This is a genomic window from Oceanispirochaeta sp., from assembly GCF_027859075.1.
GTDB lineage: Bacteria > Spirochaetota > Spirochaetia > DSM-2461 > DSM-2461 > Oceanispirochaeta.
On record NZ_JAQIBL010000290.1, the window covers coordinates 1 to 19,028 of the forward strand.

Genomic DNA, 19,028 nt, shown 5'->3' on the forward strand with positions numbered 1-19,028 from the left:
ATTCAAACTCTCCATTCCTGTAGGCGATCATTGAATCAGAAGTATTAACAAGACGGTAGGCCCAGCTGCCTGGTAAACCAAAAAGAAGGAAATATAAGATAGGCGAACTGAAACTATCGGTTATATTTTCTGACAATGATTCAATGACACAGGAACAAATCTCTTCCTCTGTCAGAGTCTCTGTATTCCTGCTCACCAGATGATAGGATGTCAATTTTCGGGCTTCAACAAGATTTCCATTCTCAAGTTCTTTTTTTATATGATACCCGCTTATTAAAAGAGCTCGGACTGAACATGAGGCTATTAACAGAGGGACACTCAGAAATACAAATAAAAGTGAATAGGAACTAAAAACACTCGAAAGGAGGATCATGAACCCTGCAAACAGGAAGACCCCTGAAAGAATAAGCAGGGTTCCCCATAAAAACTCGATTCTTTTGCTTCCTTTGGGACAAATTTTCCAGAACCATTGGATGTAAGACCCCATCCAGACTGTGGGATGAAATTGTGTAGGGGGTTCACCCAGGATTAAATCCAGGAGAAAAGCAGATACAAGTATTATTTCAGGCATAATATTTTATATCATATCAACAAAAAAAAGGCATTGCCGTTTTTTATGATTAATTAGCAGTATTCAGTGATAAAATTCTTTACCTCAAAAAAAAATTATGCATTTGATTATATATCATTCAACATGTACTATGGAATTTCGTTGTTTTGTCGATTATTAAAACAGTAAATATTATGCACAATAAAACAGATGGTCAGAATTTAAAAAAACTTCAAAATCTCAATGCTCCTGAACTTGTTTCATTGGTTACAACTCTAGAAGAAGAAAGAGAATCATTAATCAGTCAGGTTGGTGAACTTGCTATGGAGTTGAAAAATCTTAAGAAACAGAATTCTGATCTGCACAGACGTGTTGTTATCAATCACAAGACCGGTCTGCCAAATCATGTCAAGGCAAATGAAGATATTAACAAACTACTGGATAATCGTCTGGAGCAGGATGATATGTCTCCTATTGCTTTCATTCTTGTTAAATTAAATGAAAACTTTGAAGCCATCAATAAAGCCCTTAAACCGACAATCAGCGAATGGGTACTCTATCAGATTGGTGTGAGACTGACAGAGCTCAGTGGACTCGAAAATATTGTTTATCATACAAGAGAAGATGAATTCCTGATTGTTTATCAAAATATCAGAGACGAGAGTCGTCTTCACATGTTTCTGCAGCTCCTGAATGAAGAACTGAAACGTCCCCACATCTTCTCTGGATACAATATTTCAATGGATTCCAGTTGCGGCATCTCTCTTTTCCCCAAACATGGACTGGAAAGAAATACACTCCTCCACAACTCCGATATTGCCTTGAGTTACGCTTTTAAACAGCACTTTTCCTATACCATATTTACAGAAGAGATCAGCAACCTTGTCATTCAAAAGATGGAACTTCAAAACAGCATTATCAAGGCTCTGGAAAAGCAGGCAATCAAGGAATTGGATAAACAGTTCTACCTGAACTACCAGCCCATCATAACTATAGAAGTCAATACAAAATCATTCACTGTAGTCGATGTGAAAGCTGAGTCTCTTATTCGCTGGAATCACCCTGAAAAAGGCAGTATCAAACCGGATGATTTCATTCCACTGGCTGAAGAAACTGGTCTGATCATTCCACTGGGGAACTGGGTTCTCTTCAGAGCCGCTCGTCAACTGCAGAACTGGCACAACCGGAATTTCAATGATATTCAAATATCTGTAAATGTTTCTCCCCGGCAGTTTTACAATCCAGAACTAGTGGAAACTTTCAAACGAATGATAGAGACCTATGATATTGACCCGGCGGATCTTAAGATAGAGCTGACAGAAAACAGCTTGATAGATAACCCGGTCAATGCAATCAGCAAACTGAATCAGCTCAGAGAGGCAGGTTTCCATATCTCTCTTGATGATTTTGGAACAGGATATTCCTCCCTGAACTATCTCAAGGATCTACCAGTTGATACTGTTAAAATTGATAAATCCTTTGTTGATAAGGTACATAACAGTTCACTGGATCAGTCCATACTGAAGGGGATTCTCTATTTTATCAGAGAACTAAATCTCGATTTAATTGTTGAAGGTGTTGAGACTCTGGAACAACTGAAAAGTCTGATTGAAATGGGATGCCGAACCTTTCAGGGTTATTACTTTTCATCTGCTTTGTCAGAAGATGATTTTATCAATTACCGTCAAAAGATTCTTGGTAAGAAATTCAATGTAAGGTCATCGAACCTGACTGACTAAATCCATTTTTTCCATTTCCTTTTCAATATAAACCATAAGCAAACCGGCAACTCTCCAATAGGCATGTCTGTTTAGATGAATATTATCCAGGAAGATTCTTTCTCCCTTTCCAAATTCAGAATATATATCCACCAGGGGATATCCTGCATTGTCAGAATATGATTCAAGAGCGGGAATCAGAACTGTCCTGATGGGAGTGTCATGAATGCCGAAAGCATTCAAACCGCAGGGAGGAGGAGTCATAAGAATCACCGAATCCCCTGGAGTTCTGATGGTTTCAATAATGTTCTCCAAACCCAGAATATATGCATTAGATGAAATCCAGTTGTTTTTCTTTGTATCATTGCTGCCCAGCATGATGACGATTATCTGGGGATCCCAATTCAAGATTTCCTCATAAGAGTTATTCAGATAAAAATCATCTCCCCAGGTGGCACAGGCACCGTTTATGCCAAAGTTCATAACTTCATAGGGGTGGGAGAGCCTGCGGCCCAGTTGTGCCGGGTAACTATTATAGCTTCTGAAGGGAAGAGCGTATCCATATGTGAGACTATCTCCGACACAGGCTATCCGGATGGAAGAAAGCTCTGCTGATGGATTGGCAAAGAGTGTCACTGTGATCATGAATAAGAGGGGAAATATAATAATCATCCTGAAATTAGTCATTCTCACAATTATAATGTATCTTATTGATAATGTTCAATTCATTTTAAGGAGACTCTACAGAATGGGATTCACTAAAGAGATCAATCCGGAAGTACTCCATCATATACAACTTATGGCCGGAAAGGATAACCGTCAGGATGACAGTTATCTTAAGGAGTTGATCAAAGCCTGGCAGAAAAAAGAAAGGACTTTCATGAATCAAGTCCGTTCTTTTCACATGACCATTGAATCTGAGATTCAGGCACAGGAAAAGAGAGCCTTTATTGCTTTGACTTATTCGGGGTCTATTTTAGGTGTCGGTCCTAGTCAGTCCAACGGTTCCAGGCAAGTGATATATGCCAGTGTCGGTCAACGCAGAGACGTACCGGAAAAACTTTTAGAAGATAATCTCGTATTGAAAGGTCCTGTAAAACTGGATAAGGAAATCTCATTTACCGGTGGAACACTCCAAAAGAGTTCACCCGTTTATAAAATTGCACTGATGAATGATATTTTGCCTCAGAAACAGACACAACAGTTGGAAGATGCCACTAGAATCATGACAAGAGAATTTGTAAGCATCAATAATACGATAGTACCGGAATAAATTATGATCCCCACAAATCATCAGCAATTATTAAGTGAACTAAGCAGGATTGCAAATGCACAGACTCCGGATCATCTCCCCCTTGTATCCGCTCATTTAGACCTTGCCCAGAGTGCATTAGACAAGCAGAGTCCACTTATCAGGCCCTGTGACAAAGAGGGAAAGGGGGGGGGATTACTATTCCTGAATACCGACATTCCTCTGCTGATCCTACCAGACCTTCATGCCAGAAAGGATTTTCTTTTAGCTCTGCTCCAGACTTCTCTTGAAAGGGGTGGGACAGTTCTGGAGGGTCTTCAGGACAAGAGTATCCAGATCCTTTGTGTAGGCGATGGTTTCCATGCTGAAAAAAGAGCTTATAAAAGATGGCTCCGCAGTCTTGAAGAATATAAGGGATATTATAGAAAGCATAAGTACATGGACCAGGAAATGTCCGAAAGCCTGGGATTAATGCAGATGGTGATGCTGTTGAAATCTTTTTTTCCGGATCATTTCTTTTTTCTGAAAGGGAATCATGAAAATATTCTCAATGAAGAAGGCCGCGGGAATCATCCCTTCGGAAAATTTGTTTATGAAGGGGAAATGGTTCGATCCTGGACTGAAAAATTCATGGGAGAAGCCTTTTTAAATGCCTATTCTGAATTTGAACACTCTCTGGCCTTTATGGCACTTGGGAAGAGTCTGATTGTCTCACATGCGGAACCGCAGGAATATTACAGCCCTGAAGAAATCATTGGTATACATGAATCTGATCGAATCAAACTTGGTTTGACCTGGACGGCAAACGATCAAGCCCCGGAAGATTCTGTTCCATCGATCCTGGATGATTATTCAGAGCGCTTCAACAGAGATTTTACACATTATATTGGGGGTCACAGAACCATCAACTCTCTATATAATCTCAGGGCTTCAGGAAAGTTCATACAGATTCATAATCCCCTGAAAAGAATTGTATTGTTCACTGACCAGAGAGAAACTTTTGATCCTGTCATTAATATTACTGATCTAGACACAATAAGGAGTCTGCCTTTATGATCCGCACCCCTTCAAAAATAGGTAAATATGAGATAGAAGGCAAGATTGCCGAAGGGGGAATGGGCGCCGTTTTCAAGGGGACACACCCGACCCTGGACAGACCTGTTGTTCTTAAAAAACTCATGATGAGTACAAATGAGCATCTTATTGAAAGATTCCGCAGAGAAGCCAAGATCATGATGGAATTCAGCAACGAGAACATTGTTCGCGTATATGATCATTTCAAGAATGCCTCTGCCTACTACATTGTCCAGGAACTGGTGGATGGTAAATCTGTTGATCTTATTTTGAAAAAAGAAAGATATCTTCGATATGATGAGGCTCTTTACATCTTTTATTATGCCTGCAAAGCTCTGGATTATGCCCACAAGAACCAGGTCGTACATAGAGATATTAAACCGGCGAATATTCTGGTTTCTAAAAGTGGAGAAATCAAACTGGTTGATTTCGGAATTGCCCAGTCTGATGAAGAAGAGGAATCATTGACCAAAGAGGGGATGGCCCTGGGAACCCCCTCCTACATGGCTCCGGAACAGTATGATGACTCTCGCAACGTTACTTTTAAAGCAGATATTTATTCCCTGGGTATCATGTTGTATGAAATGGTCACAGGGAAGAAGCCTTATCCGGGGAAAATGAATCCCGATACAATGATGAAGATTCAGAAAGGAAAATTCACCGCTCCCAGAAGGGTAAATCCCACATTGCCTCCTGGAATCGACTGGTATATTAAAAAATGTATTCAAGCCAAACCGGAAAAAAGAGCGGCATCCGTTGCCATACTGCTGATAAAACTTGAAAAGTGGTTTCAGGCAGCCGACATCGACCGAATCAGAAAGGACCTGATCGGAATTGTAAATGATCAGGAAAGGGCGGCCTTTAAACCCGTTAAAAAAAGATCTCCCGTCAAATGGATAGGCCTTCTGATCCTATTGATAATAATCGCAGCAGGGGGATACACCCTTTATAGGATGGGAATCCACACCAGAACCCTTTACGCCGCGGACTATGGTGGCTTCAAGCTGTCTCAACAGATAAAGGACCCTCAGAATCCAATAGAAAGCTATCGGATGGAAACTACCGTATTCCATGATGACAGGGGGCGGATATCAGATGAGAGAGTGAAAACGGTGTACTACAAGGCTGAGAGAGTCCTGGAAGACGGCTCATTTATGATTGAATCACCCGATATTATTCTTAAACCAGGCTCCTATTGGCTGAAATCATTGATCAATGAAAAAGTATATTGGCAGAATATTTTTATCCCCCCCTTCAGTAACTCGGGATTCCTTCTGAAACCTGCTCCTGTATCGACCATCGTGCTGAATTGGCCGACACCGAAACCAAAGCCGCTCACAGTTAAAATAGATGTGCGCAGCAGAGATGACGGAAGTGACCTTAATCAGAAAGCCGCATTAACAGTCGAGATCAATAATCAATTTATACCCATTGAAAAAATGAAACAGAAATTGCTGACTGGTAAAAACTATAACTTCAAGGTGGAAGCCGATGGCTATTATCCTCAGATCTATGATCTGGGCATCAAGGTTCATCAGGATCATTTAATACTGAATCCGCAGTTGGTGCCCATTGAGGGCTATATTAGATTACAAAGCTCTCAGAATCCATCCGAATCAGTATCCATACTGATAAATGGAAAAACTATGGTACAACCCGGCGGCTTATCCTCTGAAATGATTCATTCTTCTGACTTGACCAAGCTCAAAAAGATACCTTTGAATCCAGGTTTATATTCCTTTGAATTTATAGCCGGAAAGATTCATAAGAGTATCGATCTTACAATCAGGAGTGAAGAAGAAACTGTTCTGACACTGGAAGTCATCACAGAAAAGAATAGAATTCGAGAATTAAAACTTAAGGAGTGAACTCATGAATTCAGGTGGAAGATATATTGTATCTCTCTGTATTGGACTGGCATCAGCCCTTTTAGGCTGGTCAGTTCTTGAACTTATCCTCTCACTGCAGAACTATTTTCCCGGTTATACAATGCTGCTCCTGGCAACAGGCGGATTGACGGGGGCCTGTATGACGGCAGTCATGGCGTCAATAGAAGGAATCCTTCATAAAAATACTGTAAAAATTCATAAGGAGTGGACCCTGGGATTTATCTGGGGTCTGGCAGGCGGAATGCTTGGTGCAATGGGAGGTCAAATACTGTTTAATATGATCTTACCGGATAACCTGATGCCTGAATCCTATATCTATCCCTATTATGCGGCTCGAATCGTCAGTTGGGCGTTTCTGGGAGCCTTTATTGGAACTGCAGAAGGCATTCGCTCCCGGTCAAGTCAAAAAATAACAGCCGGTTTAATCAGCGGTATTCTTGCAGGGCTCATCGGCGGATCCATAGTTGAAACAGCTATGCTGCTCTTTCCCCAGGATAGTTGGTTGAAACTTCCGGGTTTCATGATCATGGGAATCGGAACGGCTGTTCTCACAATATTTATTGAAGAAAAGACGTCCCCCGGTGTGTTCCGTGTGCTCAACGGTTCCTCTAAGGGAAGAAAATATCTGCTGAATCAGCGGAAGATCACCCTGGGAAGCCGGCACATCTGCGATATAACCCTGCAGGGAGACGAAAAAATCCCCCCTCTGGCAGTGATACTCAAAAGAAAAGGAAAAGAACTTGTTTTAGAAAGCAATGGTGGATTTCCAATCTTTATCAACGATGAAGGAAAACACAAAGCCATTCTTAAATATGAAGATGTCATTAAGATAGGAAATTTGAAATTCCTTTATGAGGTAAATTCATGAACAAAAAGTCATTCTTTCATTTAATAGTCCTGGGACTTGTATTTTCCCTCTCCCCTCTGGTTTCTCAGGAAAATATTTCCATAACTGGTGTAGATACCAGTGCCATTCTTAAAAATGGTTTAATACAGCTGTATGTTTCTTTTTCTGATGAAATCCCGGAAGAGAGCATCCCGGAAAAAGAAGATTTTCTTTTGGATGAATTTGACCCTCTCAATAAAGAATGGAAGGGAATTGAAATTCAGGATGTTCAATACAACGGATTCAAGCAGGAGGAAATTTCATTTATTATCCTCATCGATAATTCGGGCAGTATGTACGATACACTCTCAGGTCAACCTACAAAACAGAAAGATTCTCAGAGGATATTCTTTGTATTGAAGGCTCTTCAGGATCTCTTCTCATCAACAAGAGAGTATAAAGACTCCCTTGCCTTGTACACTTTCAATACGAATATTGAAAAAATCAGTCCCTTTACATCCGATAGAAATCAATTGCTTTCAGGACTCTCTGGAATCAGTCAACCGACCCCTGAAAATGCCTATACCGAACTTTACAGAGCGATGAAGATTGCTGCAGACGATCTAAGCAGAAGATCAGGTAGAAAAGTTTTGATCCTGCTGAGCGACGGTGAAAACTACAGCTATTCAGAGAACAGAAAAGAGCCGCATCCTCTGTGGGGAAACAATCTGATTCAGATGGAAGAAGTGGAAAGTCTTCTACAAAAAAGAGGGATAACCCTCTATACGATTCAATACGCACGATCCTCAGACCCCGAACTTGTTCAATTATCCGGTCAAACAGGGGGCAGATCCTTTCCTGCAGCCTCAAAGGACGAGTTGCTCCTGGCCTATCGGGAAATTCACAGCAGAATCAACAGAGAATTCAGAATCTCATACAAACCTGAAGTCTCCAGCTCCCGGGAAAGAACAGTGAGAGTAGGTGCAGCAGGGAAGGGGATGAGCCCGGAATTCTCATTTATCTGGGAGATTTTCTGGGGACTGACCCCTCTTTTAGCTTGGTGGATTTACTGCATTTTTACAGTTTTATCCCTCCTGATTGTATTGATCATCCATAAAACACCTTTTGAACGAGTCTATTCTTTTCCACACCTGGAAGTATTGTCTCCTAATGAATCAGAAAAAACGGTCATTCAAATTTCTCATGATAAGACAATGATCGCCGTAGGGAGAGAAAAGACAATTGTCATGGAAGAAGGTGACTTTATAAATAAAAATGAAGACGAAACAGGGATTACCATTATTAAAAGTCCTGATGGAAAATACCAACTGGAAGCAGATCATGAGATCATGGTGAACAACAGGACAGTGATATCCAAAGAATTGGAACCGGGAGATGTCATTCGAAGTGAAGGAACCTTGATAATTTTTGATACTCCGGAAGAACAAAAAAAATGAAAACCCTTCCAGAACAATGCCAGACTAGAGCTTGCCATGAAGGGCTAATTCCGATATTATCCACTTCACACATCAAAAGAGAAGGAATAAACAATGGGCCAAAGAGGAGAAGTCTTTACTTTAAAACGTTTTGTCGAAGAGGGAGGACTCACCTATTTTTTCAATGTAAAAGAGAACCGCTATGGCGACCTCTTTCTAAATCTAGTAGAAAGCCGGAAAAAGGATAACCGATTTGTCCGTTTTTCACTCATTGTATACTCGGAAGATTTCAAAAAATTCGCAGATATTATGGAAACAGCTGTTACAAAACTAAAAGCCTCTGTTCGAGACTGGGAATTTGAATTAAAAACTGGTTCGGGTAAAAGAAAGTATACTTTCAATATTAAATCTGCAAAAAACGGCGAACTCTACCTGATCCTGGCCGAAAGCAGGGTCGGCACAGATGAAAACTACGAGAATGTTTCTATTCGTGTTTTCAAGAAGAATCTAGATACATTTCTTGATGGATTTGACCAGGCATCCAGTCATATGACACCCGCAGAATGAGAACAACAATTTATTGAATGCCCGCCAAAAAGGCGGGCATTTTTATTTTAAATAGGACCTGACCATTTTTTTACCATGTGATATATTTAAATGTTAACAGCCACCCCTGTAATCACTGGAGGATACGTGTTTCTTAAGCGCATAGAACTAATGGGTTTTAAATCCTTTGCAGATAGAACCATCATAGATTTTACAGATGGAATAACAGCTCTTCTAGGACCCAATGGCTGCGGTAAGAGCAATATTGTTGATGCCATGAAGTGGGTTCTTGGTGAACAATCAACCAAAAACATGAGAGCCGAGAAGATGGAAGACGTCATTTTCAGCGGCACAAATGAAAGAAAAGCTCTCAATGTTGCAGAAGTCACACTCATCATATCTAACGAAGAGAACCTTCTCGATCTGGATTTGGCCGAAATTTCCATAAAACGACGTCTTTATAGAAATGGTGATAGTGAATATTTTGTAAATAACACTCTAGTCAAACTCAAAGAGTTGAGAGAGTTATTTTATGACACAGGGATTGGTAAGTCCGCATACTCCATCATGGAACAGGGAAAAATAGACCAGGTACTTTCGAATAAACCTGAAGAAAGACGATTTTTGTTCGAAGAAGCCGCTGGAATCACAAGATTCAAAATGAAAGGCAGTGAAGCCGAAAGAAAACTTGTTAAAACCAATGAAAATATGGTTCAGGTAGAAAACATCCTCAGTGAAGTCAAAAAAAACTATGAAACACTGAAAAAACAATCAGAAAAAACCTTGATATACAGAAAACTAAGAGAAGATATTTCATCTATCGATATCGATCTTCAGCTCCTAAAATACAGCCAGCTCACAGAACAGCAGAAGTCAAAAGAAATAGTCCGAAACCGGGAACTGGAAAATAAAAGCAAAACCGAAGGCGAAATTTTACTTTTAAATGGAAACCTGGCCACTAATCTGGATGCTGTTAACACCATGGAAAATGAACTGATCGAAGATCAGAAAAGACTCTATGGCCTTGATCTCGAAAAGGAAAATCTTTCAGACAGAATCAGATTCCTGGGAGAGCAGCTGGGTGAACTGGAAAATCAGAAACAAACCCTGAAACAGAAAGAAATGGATTTTCTAGAAAAAAAAGAAGAATTGAAAAAAGATAAAGAGAATCGGAAAACATCTCTTCAGGAATTCAAAGATCAACTGAAAGATCTTGAAAATAATATAATGAACTTTCAGTCAAATATTAAATCCGCTGAAACCAGTATCAATGAAAACACCAGAATTACCAAAGAAACAGAATCCAGGGTCGTTCTGGGAGAAAAAGAAAGGGAGAATCTGCAGCATGTGCTCAGAGAATTGACCGACAATATTGTTCATCAGCTCGATCAAGGTCTCAAATCCTCCGGATTTTCTATCAAAAAGAAAAAGGATCTGGAAGAAAAGGTCATCTCAGAATTAAAGACAGTACAGATACAGCTGGAAGGAAAAATCAGGCTTTTTGATGATTCTTCAAGAGTCGGACTGGGAAAAGATGATTCAGAAATCTGGGATTCGGGAGTTCAAATTCTTAAAGAATTTCAGGAACGACTGGGATCTCTTGAAGTATCCATTCACCACCTTGCCGATTCACTTCCTGATTTCCTGGAGGAGTTTCTTGCTCCCAAAGGTATTATCAGCAAGAAAAGAGACATCGATGATAATATTGAAAACCTCACACTTAATCTGAAAATAGACAGAGAGACCGTTAAAACCAAAACAGAAGAGTCTGTGCAGTTGAACCACAGGATTCAGGAGTTCCGAAACACACTGGAAGAACTGAGAGTCAATAAAGCCCGCATGGCCACCCAGATTACGGCAATAGAAGATAATATTCAGGCCCTATCCAAAGATATTTTGGGGGTCGAAGAGCAGATCCAAAATAATCTGGAAGAGATAAATCATATTGAAGCCCGCAAAAAGGAAACCCAGAAGAAGATTGATGATTCCCTGGGTCAAATGAAGGATCATGATAATATTAAAAAAGAACTCCTTCAGAGGCTCAAAACTCTAGAAAAGTCCATTCAGAACAGGACTAAAGATGTCAGCGGCAAGGAAGGGGAGCTCAAAAAGAAAAACAGCGATCTCCAGAAACTGCTCCTCAATCTTGAAAAAGTGAATCTCGAAGTTCAGCATATCCTGGCAGACCTCCAGGAACTCAAACAAAACTTCAGAGAAAACAATTCTGCGGATATTCTTAATTTTTTGGATAGGATTCCCAAACTGAACAGCAGCAGGCAGGATCTTAAAAATGACTACTCCCTGGCCCGTGAAAAGCTGAGAGCCCTGGGACAGGTGAATCTGATGGCTCCTGAAGAGTTCTCGGAAGTAAAAGAACGTTATGATTTTTTAAACAATCAGCTGGAAGATCTTCGAACCGCCAAAGAGCACCTGCTTCAGGTGACAGTTGAAATCCGCAAGGAATCGGCAATCCTTTTTCAGAAAACCTACAATGAAATCAGAAAGAATTTTAATGATACTTTCAGACTGATGTTCGGAGGGGGCCGTGCCGAGCTTAAACTTGTGGATCCCGAGAACATACTGGAATCGGGTATTGAAATATATGCACAACCTCCGGGAAAAAAACTTGAAAACATTGCTCTTCTGTCAGGAGGAGAGCGCTCATTAACCGGCGTTGCCCTTCTATTTGCAACATATAAGGTGAAGCCCTCACCTTTTTGTATCCTGGATGAAATAGATGCAGCCCTGGATGAGGCAAATATCCAAAGATTTATAAATGTACTGATGGATTTTGGAGAGAGATCTCAATTTATTGTAATTACTCACAACAAAAAAACTGTGGCAGGTGCAAAAACGCTATTGGGGATAACCATGCAGGAATCCGGAGTTTCTAAGCTAATCGCTATGAAAATTGGAGAAGCCCATGAGACTCGCTAATATTATGGCTTCAATCAATAAAAAGCTGATCATAACGATAGCAGTCTCGGCACTCGTTATCACTTTTTTGATCGTCGCCTCACTCATCATCATTGACTACAGAGAAGATAAGTCGATCAAAGACGCAGAGCAGCGAAAGATGGCCTATGACATGAGCAAGCTGAGTCAGTCGACAAAAAGCAGAAACCGCTGTGAATTAATCTATCCTGAAATAATTGAAGAACTGGATCTTACGATTGACCCCTACAGGGATTTGAATTTTAAATGGACCGAAGATGAAATCTCCAGACTTTGGCTGGAACCGGACGCAGCAGATATTGATTATTTTACTGATGCCAACCACAAACTTATCTGGGATATTCTTAAAGATGCACCTTAAATTCTTATTTTTCCCCCTGGTTTTATTGCTCCTTCTTTCTTCCTGTAAAACAGCTCCAAAAGAAGAAAACTTTCCTGCATCGACTGAATCCGGTAACACTGCAGCAGTGGCTGAGGGAATGACTTCTCCAGATCCGATCATCCCGGAAATAGAGAAGCCTTCGGAAACAGATCCTCCCGTACTTCAGACCCCGGAACCCCAACAAGAGATTCCTCAACCTGAAGAAGCTCCCCCCATCAAAAAGGGAATACCGCCCAGGGGGGGAGAAAAAAAGCGCATCGAACCGGAATCACTGGCCCCGGAGAGTAAGCCTGACCTGGTGGAGGATGTTCCACCAGTACTGACGAATCCGGAAGATCTTCCCATGTTAATAGAGAATCCTAAAACGGATGAACCTGAACTACTAACTGCCCCGGCAGAGGAAATGCCTGTCTTTGAAAGAGTAAAAGAAATACCCGACGAGAACATTCTGACAGATGCGGTTGATCTGCCATCTGAATATGAATCGCCTCCCTACAACCCCCTTCTTCCAATCATAATCAGACCGGAAGATAGGGCAGATGAAAGGATCGCGAAAGAGCAGATCCCCCCGGAGAAGAGTAATTTACCAGACAGGACTCTTCAGATAACACCTGCAGATGAAACGCTTCAGCCGGAATCCGCGGAAATGGCTGAAGAAGAAACAGACCTCCCCCAAACCTTGAATCCAATACAGAATGATCTACCCATTCCAGCGGAGGATTACATCCTGAGCAGTGATTCATCTGGCAAACTGATTATCCAACTTCAGGGTTCGGGTTGGATCTATCTTTCCAGTAATAGTGAATCATCTATTGTCCTGACTGATAAAACATACGAGCCCGCATCAGGAAGAACTCGCTTTGTCTTTTCTTCCAAAGGGACCGATGGTTTCAATACAGAAATGGTTTTCTTGAAACAGGATCTACTGAGAGGAGAATCGTCTCAACGCACCCTCAGCATAGACAGTACTAACAACCCCCTGGTTCAGCCCCAAATCGTCACAGACGAGACTGACAGGACTGAAAGTATTCCAGCCCCCATTGTTACCGAATCACTCACTGAGCCTCTTCCTGCTCCTCTCACAGAGGAATCAGGAGTCCTGGACGGAGAGTTGTCAGGGAATATTGAGAATTCTGAAACGATTCCTGCAGAAGACTTAAAAAATGGAATGAGCGGAACCGAGGATAAAGAGTTCCCTCCCAGGGGTTTGAATGCAGCACAGCTATTAGAACTGGCTGAAATGTATGAAAAGCCAGGGGATGGTCAGTCACTTGAAAAGGCTCTGCTTCTCTATGAAATGATCCGGAAGGATTTTCCTGTCACCCTGGAGCGCTTTACAGCAGAAAGCCGAATCAGATATTTGAACAAGCATTATTTTAAAGTACAGTGATAAATGATTTTATTTCATCTTCAAGGTGTTGACTAAGAAGCTAAATCTCTGTATAAAAATTGGATAGTTAAAGAAGGGTTAGATTTATATATGCTTGAGAAATTAACAGAGAAATTTTCAGATCTATCCAGACAGATGTCTGGACAGTCGAAGATTTCAGACAAAAATATTGATGATGCTGTCAATGAAATCAAAATGGCCCTCCTTGATGCGGACGTTAATATCAGGGTTGTGCGGCGTTTTGTAAATCATACCATTGAAGAAGCCAGGGGAGAGAAGGTACTTAAAGCCGTCAACCCGGGGCAGATGTTTATTAAGCTGGTTCATGATCGCATGGTGAGCCTTCTGGGTGACAGCAAACAGGATCTGATTCTTAAAGGACCGGATACTGTCTCTTCCATACTGTTTTTAGGACTTAATGGTGCAGGAAAAACGACAACAGCAGCAAAACTTGCTGCTCGCCTGAAATCAGAAGGCCGGCGTCCCTTGTTGGTTGCCTGCGATCTGGCAAGACCAGCCGCTGTTCAGCAGCTCAAGGTCCTGGGAGAGCAGACTGGTGTCGAGGTTTTTGCCGAAGAGTCTCAGAATCCAGTAAAAGTTGCTAAAAATGCGCTGAAACACGCTAAAAAGTTTCAATATAATACGGTAATCTTTGATACTGCTGGACGGCTTCAGATTGATTCTGACTTAATGAAGCAGGTTCGTGAGATTAAAGATGCTGTAAAACCTGATGAAACAATTCTCGTTGCGGATGCGATGACTGGGCAGAGTGCCGTGGACATAGCAAAAACTTTCGACGATGAACTGGATCTTACAGGTGTTATACTCAGTAAGTTTGACTCTGATACACGCGGCGGTGCGGCTCTTTCCCTCAAGAGTATCACAGGAAAAGCAATTAAGTTTATCGGAGTCGGTGAAAAAATAGAAGATCTTGAACCTTTTTATCCCGAGAGAATCGCCTCCCGAATACTGGGAATGGGTGATATTGTCTCTCTGGTGGAGAAGGCTCAGGAAACGGCCTCAGAAGAAGAAGCTCTCCAGCTCCAGAAGAAAATGGCATCTGCTACTTTCTCACTGGAAGATTATCTGGAACAGTTTCAACGGATGCGGAAAATGGGCAGTGTTCAATCACTTATCGGCATGCTTCCCGGATTGGCAGGGAAAGTATCTGATGATGATATTGACGAAAATGTCCTGAAACGCGAAGAGGCAATTATTCTCTCAATGACTCGGAAAGAACGACAGAATCATCGAATTATTGGTCCGCCCCGGAAAAAGCGTATTGCTTTGGGTAGCGGTTCTACAGTAGTGGATGTGAACAGAGTTCTGAAAAACTTTGAGAAAATGCGATTGATGATGAAAAAGATAAGCAAAAATAAAAAATACCAGACTCAGCTAATGCAGCAGTTTGGTGGCATGTCTTAAACAGTAGGAGAAGGAATAGTGGTTAAGATACGACTGAAAAGAATGGGAGCAAAAAAGCGCCCTTATTACAGAATAGTTGTTATGGATTCAAAATCCCCCAGAGACGGAAGAACAATTGAAGAACTGGGTTACTATCATCCGGTTGAAGCGGAAGATAAACAGGTTAAGTTTAAAGAAGAAAGAGTCCGGGAATGGTTAGATAAGGGTGCACAGCCCACATTGACCGTACGGAAACTTCTGAACAAGAATAACTTCTTTATCAAATAAAACCTTCGGTGGAGTTGATATGGAAAAAGACTTAGTAGAATTTATAGCAAAATCTCTTGTAGATGACTCTGACAGTGTCGTTGTAAACATGATTGAAGGTGAGAAATCAACAATCATAGAACTAAAAGTTGCAGACGATGACATCGGAAAAGTCATAGGAAAACATGGAAGAATTGCTAAAGCAGTCCGAACAATCCTCAGTGCTTCTGCCAATAAAACCGGTAAGAGGTTTGTGCTGGAAATTCTGGACTAATGTTAGAAGAAATAGCCATTGGCTGTGTTCGTAAAACACATGGTGTTAAAGGCTATCTTAAAGTAGTTAGTTTTTCAGGTGAATATGATCATTTTCAAAAATTGGATCAGATTAAACTGAAGAATAAGAGTCAGTCCCGTGTTTTTAAGATTGAAGAAGTTACTCCCTTCGGTGGAGAAGTTCTTATCAAGCTGGAAGGGATTGATAATCCAGAAAAAGGGAAGCTGCTGTCCGGATGGGTCATATGGGTACCCAGGGATTTAGCGGCTGACCTGAAACAGGGTGAGTTTTACCATGCTGATCTGGTAAATTGTCAGGTTCTTTTAGAAGGAAAAGAGATTGGAGAAGTCCAATCCATTCTGGAATCCGGATCGGATGATCTATTGGAAGTAAAAATAGGAGAAGAAGTCAAATTGATTCCCTTCAATTCTATTTTTATCGGTAGTGTGGATATGGAAAAGAAAACGATTGAATTACTGGAAGGGTGGATTTTAGATTGAAGTTCACTGTGTTAACACTGTTTCCTGAGATTGTGGAAGCCTTCTTCAATAGTTCTATCATGAAAAAAGCCGTAGAGAAGGGTTTGATTGAGTACAATCTGGTGGATATCAGAGATTTTGCCTTAGACAAGCATAGAAACTGTGATGATTCACCCTATGGTGGCGGTGCAGGAATGGTTTTAAAAGCGGAACCTCTGGCATTGGCACTGGACTCAGTTCAGGCTGCTGCGAAAAGAACGATATTCCCGACTCCTTCAGGAGTCAGTTATACCCAGAAGATTGCAGAAGAACTGGCTGAAGAAAAAGAGATTGTTCTCATTTGCGGCAGATATGAAGGCATTGACCAAAGGATCATTGATCTGTATGTTGATGATGAAGTTTGTATTGGAGATTATGTAATATCCTCCGGTGAAATTGCATCATTAGTGGTCATAGATAGTATCTACCGGCTTTGCGACGGAGTTATTACACAGGAATCACTGGAAGAAGAAAGCTTTCAGGGAAAACTGTTGGAATACCCGCACTATACAAGACCCGAAGTGTTCAGGGATATAAAAGTTCCTGACATTTTATTATCCGGACATCATGCCCGCATTGTGAAATGGAGGCATGAAAAACGTTTGGAAAAAACTAAAAATAATCGTCCTGATTTATTGGACGATCTTGATCTTGACAGGAGGATGAAGTAATGGATATTATTCGCGCTGTTGAAGCTGAACAGTTAAAGGATAACGCTGAAAACTTCAGAGTGGGTGACACCATAAAGGTTCACTTTAAGATTATCGAAGGTAAGAATGAGAGAATTCAGATTTATGAAGGCCTCGTTATTGCCATTAACAACCCAGGTATCAACAGAACAGTAACAGTTCGTAAGATTTCCTATGGTGTAGGTGTGGAAAGAGTTTTCCCCATTCATTCACCCAAAATTCAAATGATTGAAGTTACCAGGCACGGTAAAGTAAGACGTTCCAAACTCTATTACATACGTGACAGAGTAGGTAAATCTGCCAAAGTAAAAGAACTGATTAGAAAAAAAACAGTTACCAAGGCATAATAATTGAATCCATACGAAAGGCTCCCTTTAAAAGGGAGCCTTTTTTTATGAAAAGTGTACAATCAAAAATTGAATTATGTTATAATGGAATATGCAATGGCTCTGCCTATCCAATAAAAGCAGGTTTTCTAATGAATAATTATAAAGTAAGTGATTTAAAACCCGGTCTTTCATGCAACAAACCGGTATACATAGATGAAGAAACTCTTTTTATCCCGGCGGGTGTTCCTATCCGTGAAAAAGACCTGACCCGACTTGAAAAGTGGGGAGTCACAGAAGTCCAGTCAGAGGGTATGTTTTCTGAATCTGAAAATGAAGACTTACTGAACAGCCGCCAGCTCTGGGGCATTCCTTCGGATAAGGAACTATCCACGTTTTACAACAAAACTCTGGAAGATCTGGATAATCTTTTTAACCGTATCAACCTGATGGAAGATATTAATGTTGCCGAGTTGGATAGAATTTCAGACAAACTGATTGATATGGTAGAAAACAAGAAAATACAGACCATTAGAATGGTCCTGACTCACAACAACAGCAGCAGGGCTATGGCGAAGAGTGCCCTGAATACGGCCATTCTGACTCTGACAATTGGTTTTGCCATGAACCGACCCAGGCCAAAGCTGCTTCAGCTTGTAAACGGTGCTCTCCTTCATGATATTGGAATGATGCGTATTCCCGAAGAAATTAAGATAAAAAAGTCAGGACTCAGCAGTACGGAAATGAATAAACTGAAAAGCCACACTGTTTTTTCCTATCAGATCATATCCAAAGAACTCGGTTATGACGATACGATTGCCCAGATAGCTTTGGAACACCATGAGCGATGGGACGGCGACGGCTATCCTCAGGGTAAGAAAAAGGATGATATCGTCATGGAGGCCCGTATCGTGTCCATAGCAGACGCTTTTGAGGCAATGGTGAGTGAAAGACCCTACCGAAACTCAATGATCGGATATGAAGCCATGAAACACATCATCAGTGATAATTCAAGAAAGTTTGATCCTGAGATCCTCAGATATTTTATTCATAGTATGGGCATTTATCCATTGGGCAGTATTGTTATGCTGAATGACTCAACTGTAGCTCGTGTAATAAAAGGGAATCCTGAAGCTCCTTTGCGTCCTGAAGTAATTACCCTGATCGACAGCACGGGGAAGGAATATCCTGGAGACATGGGACCTGTATTAAATCTTTTGGATATAAAAAACCTTTTTATTGTTAAAGCAGTAGACTTGAATTCTCTGTTAATAAGGAATGATACAGCATAAAAAAGAGTTATTGGGAGAGCAGAAAGCCGTAGAATACCTTCAGTCGTCAGGTTATCAAATAATTAAAAGAAACTTCAGGAAATCCTTTGGAGAAGTCGATATTATAGCAGTAAAGGGAAGAAAAATTATTTTTTGTGAAGTAAAAAATTGGGATTATCTAGGCTGGGAGGATTTACATTTCAGTATAAATAAAAGTAAAATCCAGAAGATTAAGAAAATAGCATGTCTTTTTCTTCAACA

Annotated in this window: 20 protein-coding genes; 18 read left to right on the top strand and 2 right to left on the bottom strand. The window is 40.9% G+C overall.

What is annotated here, in order from left to right; genetic code table 11:
* On the bottom strand, positions 1-571 hold a 571-nt coding region (locus PF479_RS16035; RefSeq protein ID WP_298008536.1), incomplete at its 3' end, for a CobD/CbiB family cobalamin biosynthesis protein.
* A 173-nt stretch (positions 572-744) separates the two neighbouring features.
* On the opposite strand from PF479_RS16035, the gene PF479_RS16040 reads away from it, so the two are divergent.
* Positions 745-2,289 carry a bifunctional diguanylate cyclase/phosphodiesterase gene (locus tag PF479_RS16040; RefSeq protein WP_298008539.1) on the top strand — a complete coding sequence of 515 codons (1,545 nt, stop codon included), beginning with the start codon at positions 745-747 and terminating at the stop codon, positions 2,287-2,289.
* On the opposite strand, the gene PF479_RS16045 is transcribed toward PF479_RS16040, so the two are convergent.
* Positions 2,269-2,940: a GDSL-type esterase/lipase family protein gene (locus PF479_RS16045; protein WP_298008542.1), complete on the bottom strand. Its 672-nt coding sequence runs from the start codon at positions 2,938-2,940 to the stop codon at positions 2,269-2,271. The genes PF479_RS16040 and PF479_RS16045 overlap by 21 nt on opposite strands.
* 76 nt (positions 2,941-3,016) lie before the next feature.
* Here PF479_RS16045 and PF479_RS16050 point away from each other — a divergent pair, with 76 nt between their 5' ends.
* From PF479_RS16050 to PF479_RS16130, 17 genes are all read left to right on the top strand, one after another.
* Positions 3,017-3,541, top strand: coding sequence for a hypothetical protein (locus PF479_RS16050; RefSeq protein WP_298008544.1), 525 nt, complete (start codon positions 3,017-3,019; stop codon positions 3,539-3,541).
* Positions 3,542-3,544: 3 nt separating this feature from the next.
* The gene (locus PF479_RS16055) at positions 3,545-4,576 is read left to right on the top strand and encodes a metallophosphoesterase (protein ID WP_298008547.1); all 1,032 of its coding nucleotides are present in this window, start codon (positions 3,545-3,547) and stop codon (positions 4,574-4,576) included.
* Positions 4,573-6,462 carry a serine/threonine-protein kinase gene (locus PF479_RS16060; RefSeq protein ID WP_298008550.1) on the top strand — a complete coding sequence of 630 codons (1,890 nt, stop codon included), beginning with the start codon at positions 4,573-4,575 and terminating at the stop codon, positions 6,460-6,462. The genes PF479_RS16055 and PF479_RS16060 overlap by 4 nt, the downstream gene beginning before the upstream one ends.
* Positions 6,463-6,466: 4 nt before the next feature.
* Entirely contained in the window at positions 6,467-7,351 is an 885-nt protein-coding gene (locus PF479_RS16065; protein ID WP_298008552.1) for an FHA domain-containing protein, read from the top strand.
* Entirely contained in the window at positions 7,348-8,766 is a 1,419-nt protein-coding gene (locus PF479_RS16070) for a VWA domain-containing protein (RefSeq protein ID WP_298008555.1), read from the top strand. The genes PF479_RS16065 and PF479_RS16070 overlap by 4 nt, the downstream gene beginning before the upstream one ends.
* Positions 8,767-8,859: 93 nt before the next feature.
* A complete protein-coding gene (locus tag PF479_RS16075) occupies positions 8,860-9,312 on the top strand; it encodes a DUF3276 family protein (RefSeq protein WP_298008557.1) in 453 nt (150 codons plus the stop codon).
* 126 nt (positions 9,313-9,438) lie between these two features.
* The gene (locus PF479_RS16080; protein ID WP_298008559.1) at positions 9,439-12,228 is read left to right on the top strand and encodes an AAA family ATPase; all 2,790 of its coding nucleotides are present in this window, start codon (positions 9,439-9,441) and stop codon (positions 12,226-12,228) included.
* On the top strand, positions 12,215-12,607 hold the full coding sequence (locus tag PF479_RS16085) for a hypothetical protein (protein WP_298008562.1): 393 nt from the start codon (positions 12,215-12,217) through the stop codon (positions 12,605-12,607). Before PF479_RS16080 ends, PF479_RS16085 begins: the two co-directional genes overlap by 14 nt.
* The gene (locus tag PF479_RS16090) at positions 12,597-14,018 is read left to right on the top strand and encodes a hypothetical protein (protein WP_298008564.1); all 1,422 of its coding nucleotides are present in this window, start codon (positions 12,597-12,599) and stop codon (positions 14,016-14,018) included. The genes PF479_RS16085 and PF479_RS16090 overlap by 11 nt, the downstream gene beginning before the upstream one ends.
* A 90-nt stretch (positions 14,019-14,108) precedes the next feature.
* Positions 14,109-15,443, top strand: coding sequence for a signal recognition particle protein (gene ffh / locus PF479_RS16095; protein ID WP_298008567.1), 1,335 nt, complete (start codon positions 14,109-14,111; stop codon positions 15,441-15,443).
* Between the two features lie 15 nt (positions 15,444-15,458).
* Positions 15,459-15,710 carry a 30S ribosomal protein S16 gene (gene rpsP / locus PF479_RS16100; RefSeq protein WP_298008585.1) on the top strand — a complete coding sequence of 84 codons (252 nt, stop codon included), beginning with the start codon at positions 15,459-15,461 and terminating at the stop codon, positions 15,708-15,710.
* Positions 15,711-15,729: 19 nt separating this feature from the next.
* Positions 15,730-15,963, top strand: coding sequence for a KH domain-containing protein (locus PF479_RS16105; RefSeq protein ID WP_298008569.1), 234 nt, complete (start codon positions 15,730-15,732; stop codon positions 15,961-15,963).
* Entirely contained in the window at positions 15,963-16,463 is a 501-nt protein-coding gene (gene rimM / locus PF479_RS16110) for a ribosome maturation factor RimM (protein WP_298008572.1), read from the top strand. The genes PF479_RS16105 and rimM overlap by 1 nt, the downstream gene beginning before the upstream one ends.
* Positions 16,460-17,152 (top strand): tRNA (guanosine(37)-N1)-methyltransferase TrmD, encoded by a 693-nt coding sequence (trmD, locus tag PF479_RS16115; RefSeq protein ID WP_298008575.1) that lies wholly within the window; start codon positions 16,460-16,462, stop codon positions 17,150-17,152. Before rimM ends, trmD begins: the two co-directional genes overlap by 4 nt.
* Complete coding sequence (gene rplS / locus PF479_RS16120; RefSeq protein WP_298008577.1) at positions 17,152-17,517, top strand: 50S ribosomal protein L19; 366 nt, start codon at positions 17,152-17,154, stop codon at positions 17,515-17,517. The genes trmD and rplS overlap by 1 nt, the downstream gene beginning before the upstream one ends.
* A gap of 131 nt (positions 17,518-17,648) precedes the next feature.
* A complete protein-coding gene (locus PF479_RS16125) occupies positions 17,649-18,788 on the top strand; it encodes an HD-GYP domain-containing protein (protein ID WP_298008580.1) in 1,140 nt (379 codons plus the stop codon).
* Positions 18,775-19,028: YraN family protein (locus PF479_RS16130; protein WP_298008582.1), on the top strand; the 254-nt coding region annotated here is incomplete at its 3' end. The genes PF479_RS16125 and PF479_RS16130, both read left to right, overlap by 14 nt.

What these genes read in the sequence shown, in the direction of transcription:
- rimM (WP_298008572.1), top strand. Translation starts at nt 15,963, where the DNA reads ATGTTAGAAGAAATAGCCATTGGCTGTGTTCGTAAAACACATGGTGTT.
- ffh (WP_298008567.1), top strand. Translation starts at nt 14,109, where the DNA reads ATGCTTGAGAAATTAACAGAGAAATTTTCAGATCTATCCAGACAGATG.
- PF479_RS16040 (WP_298008539.1), top strand. Translation starts at nt 745, where the DNA reads ATGCACAATAAAACAGATGGTCAGAATTTAAAAAAACTTCAAAATCTC.
- PF479_RS16060 (WP_298008550.1), top strand. Translation starts at nt 4,573, where the DNA reads ATGATCCGCACCCCTTCAAAAATAGGTAAATATGAGATAGAAGGCAAG.
- PF479_RS16065 (WP_298008552.1), top strand. Translation starts at nt 6,467, where the DNA reads ATGAATTCAGGTGGAAGATATATTGTATCTCTCTGTATTGGACTGGCA.
- PF479_RS16105 (WP_298008569.1), top strand. Translation starts at nt 15,730, where the DNA reads ATGGAAAAAGACTTAGTAGAATTTATAGCAAAATCTCTTGTAGATGAC.
- PF479_RS16075 (WP_298008557.1), top strand. Translation starts at nt 8,860, where the DNA reads ATGGGCCAAAGAGGAGAAGTCTTTACTTTAAAACGTTTTGTCGAAGAG.
- rplS (WP_298008577.1), top strand. Translation starts at nt 17,152, where the DNA reads ATGGATATTATTCGCGCTGTTGAAGCTGAACAGTTAAAGGATAACGCT.
- PF479_RS16050 (WP_298008544.1), top strand. Translation starts at nt 3,017, where the DNA reads ATGGGATTCACTAAAGAGATCAATCCGGAAGTACTCCATCATATACAA.
- PF479_RS16070 (WP_298008555.1), top strand. Translation starts at nt 7,348, where the DNA reads ATGAACAAAAAGTCATTCTTTCATTTAATAGTCCTGGGACTTGTATTT.
- PF479_RS16045 (WP_298008542.1), bottom strand. Translation starts at nt 2,940, where the DNA reads ATGATTATTATATTTCCCCTCTTATTCATGATCACAGTGACACTCTTT.
- PF479_RS16085 (WP_298008562.1), top strand. Translation starts at nt 12,215, where the DNA reads ATGAGACTCGCTAATATTATGGCTTCAATCAATAAAAAGCTGATCATA.
- PF479_RS16055 (WP_298008547.1), top strand. Translation starts at nt 3,545, where the DNA reads ATGATCCCCACAAATCATCAGCAATTATTAAGTGAACTAAGCAGGATT.
- PF479_RS16125 (WP_298008580.1), top strand. Translation starts at nt 17,649, where the DNA reads ATGAATAATTATAAAGTAAGTGATTTAAAACCCGGTCTTTCATGCAAC.
- PF479_RS16090 (WP_298008564.1), top strand. Translation starts at nt 12,597, where the DNA reads ATGCACCTTAAATTCTTATTTTTCCCCCTGGTTTTATTGCTCCTTCTT.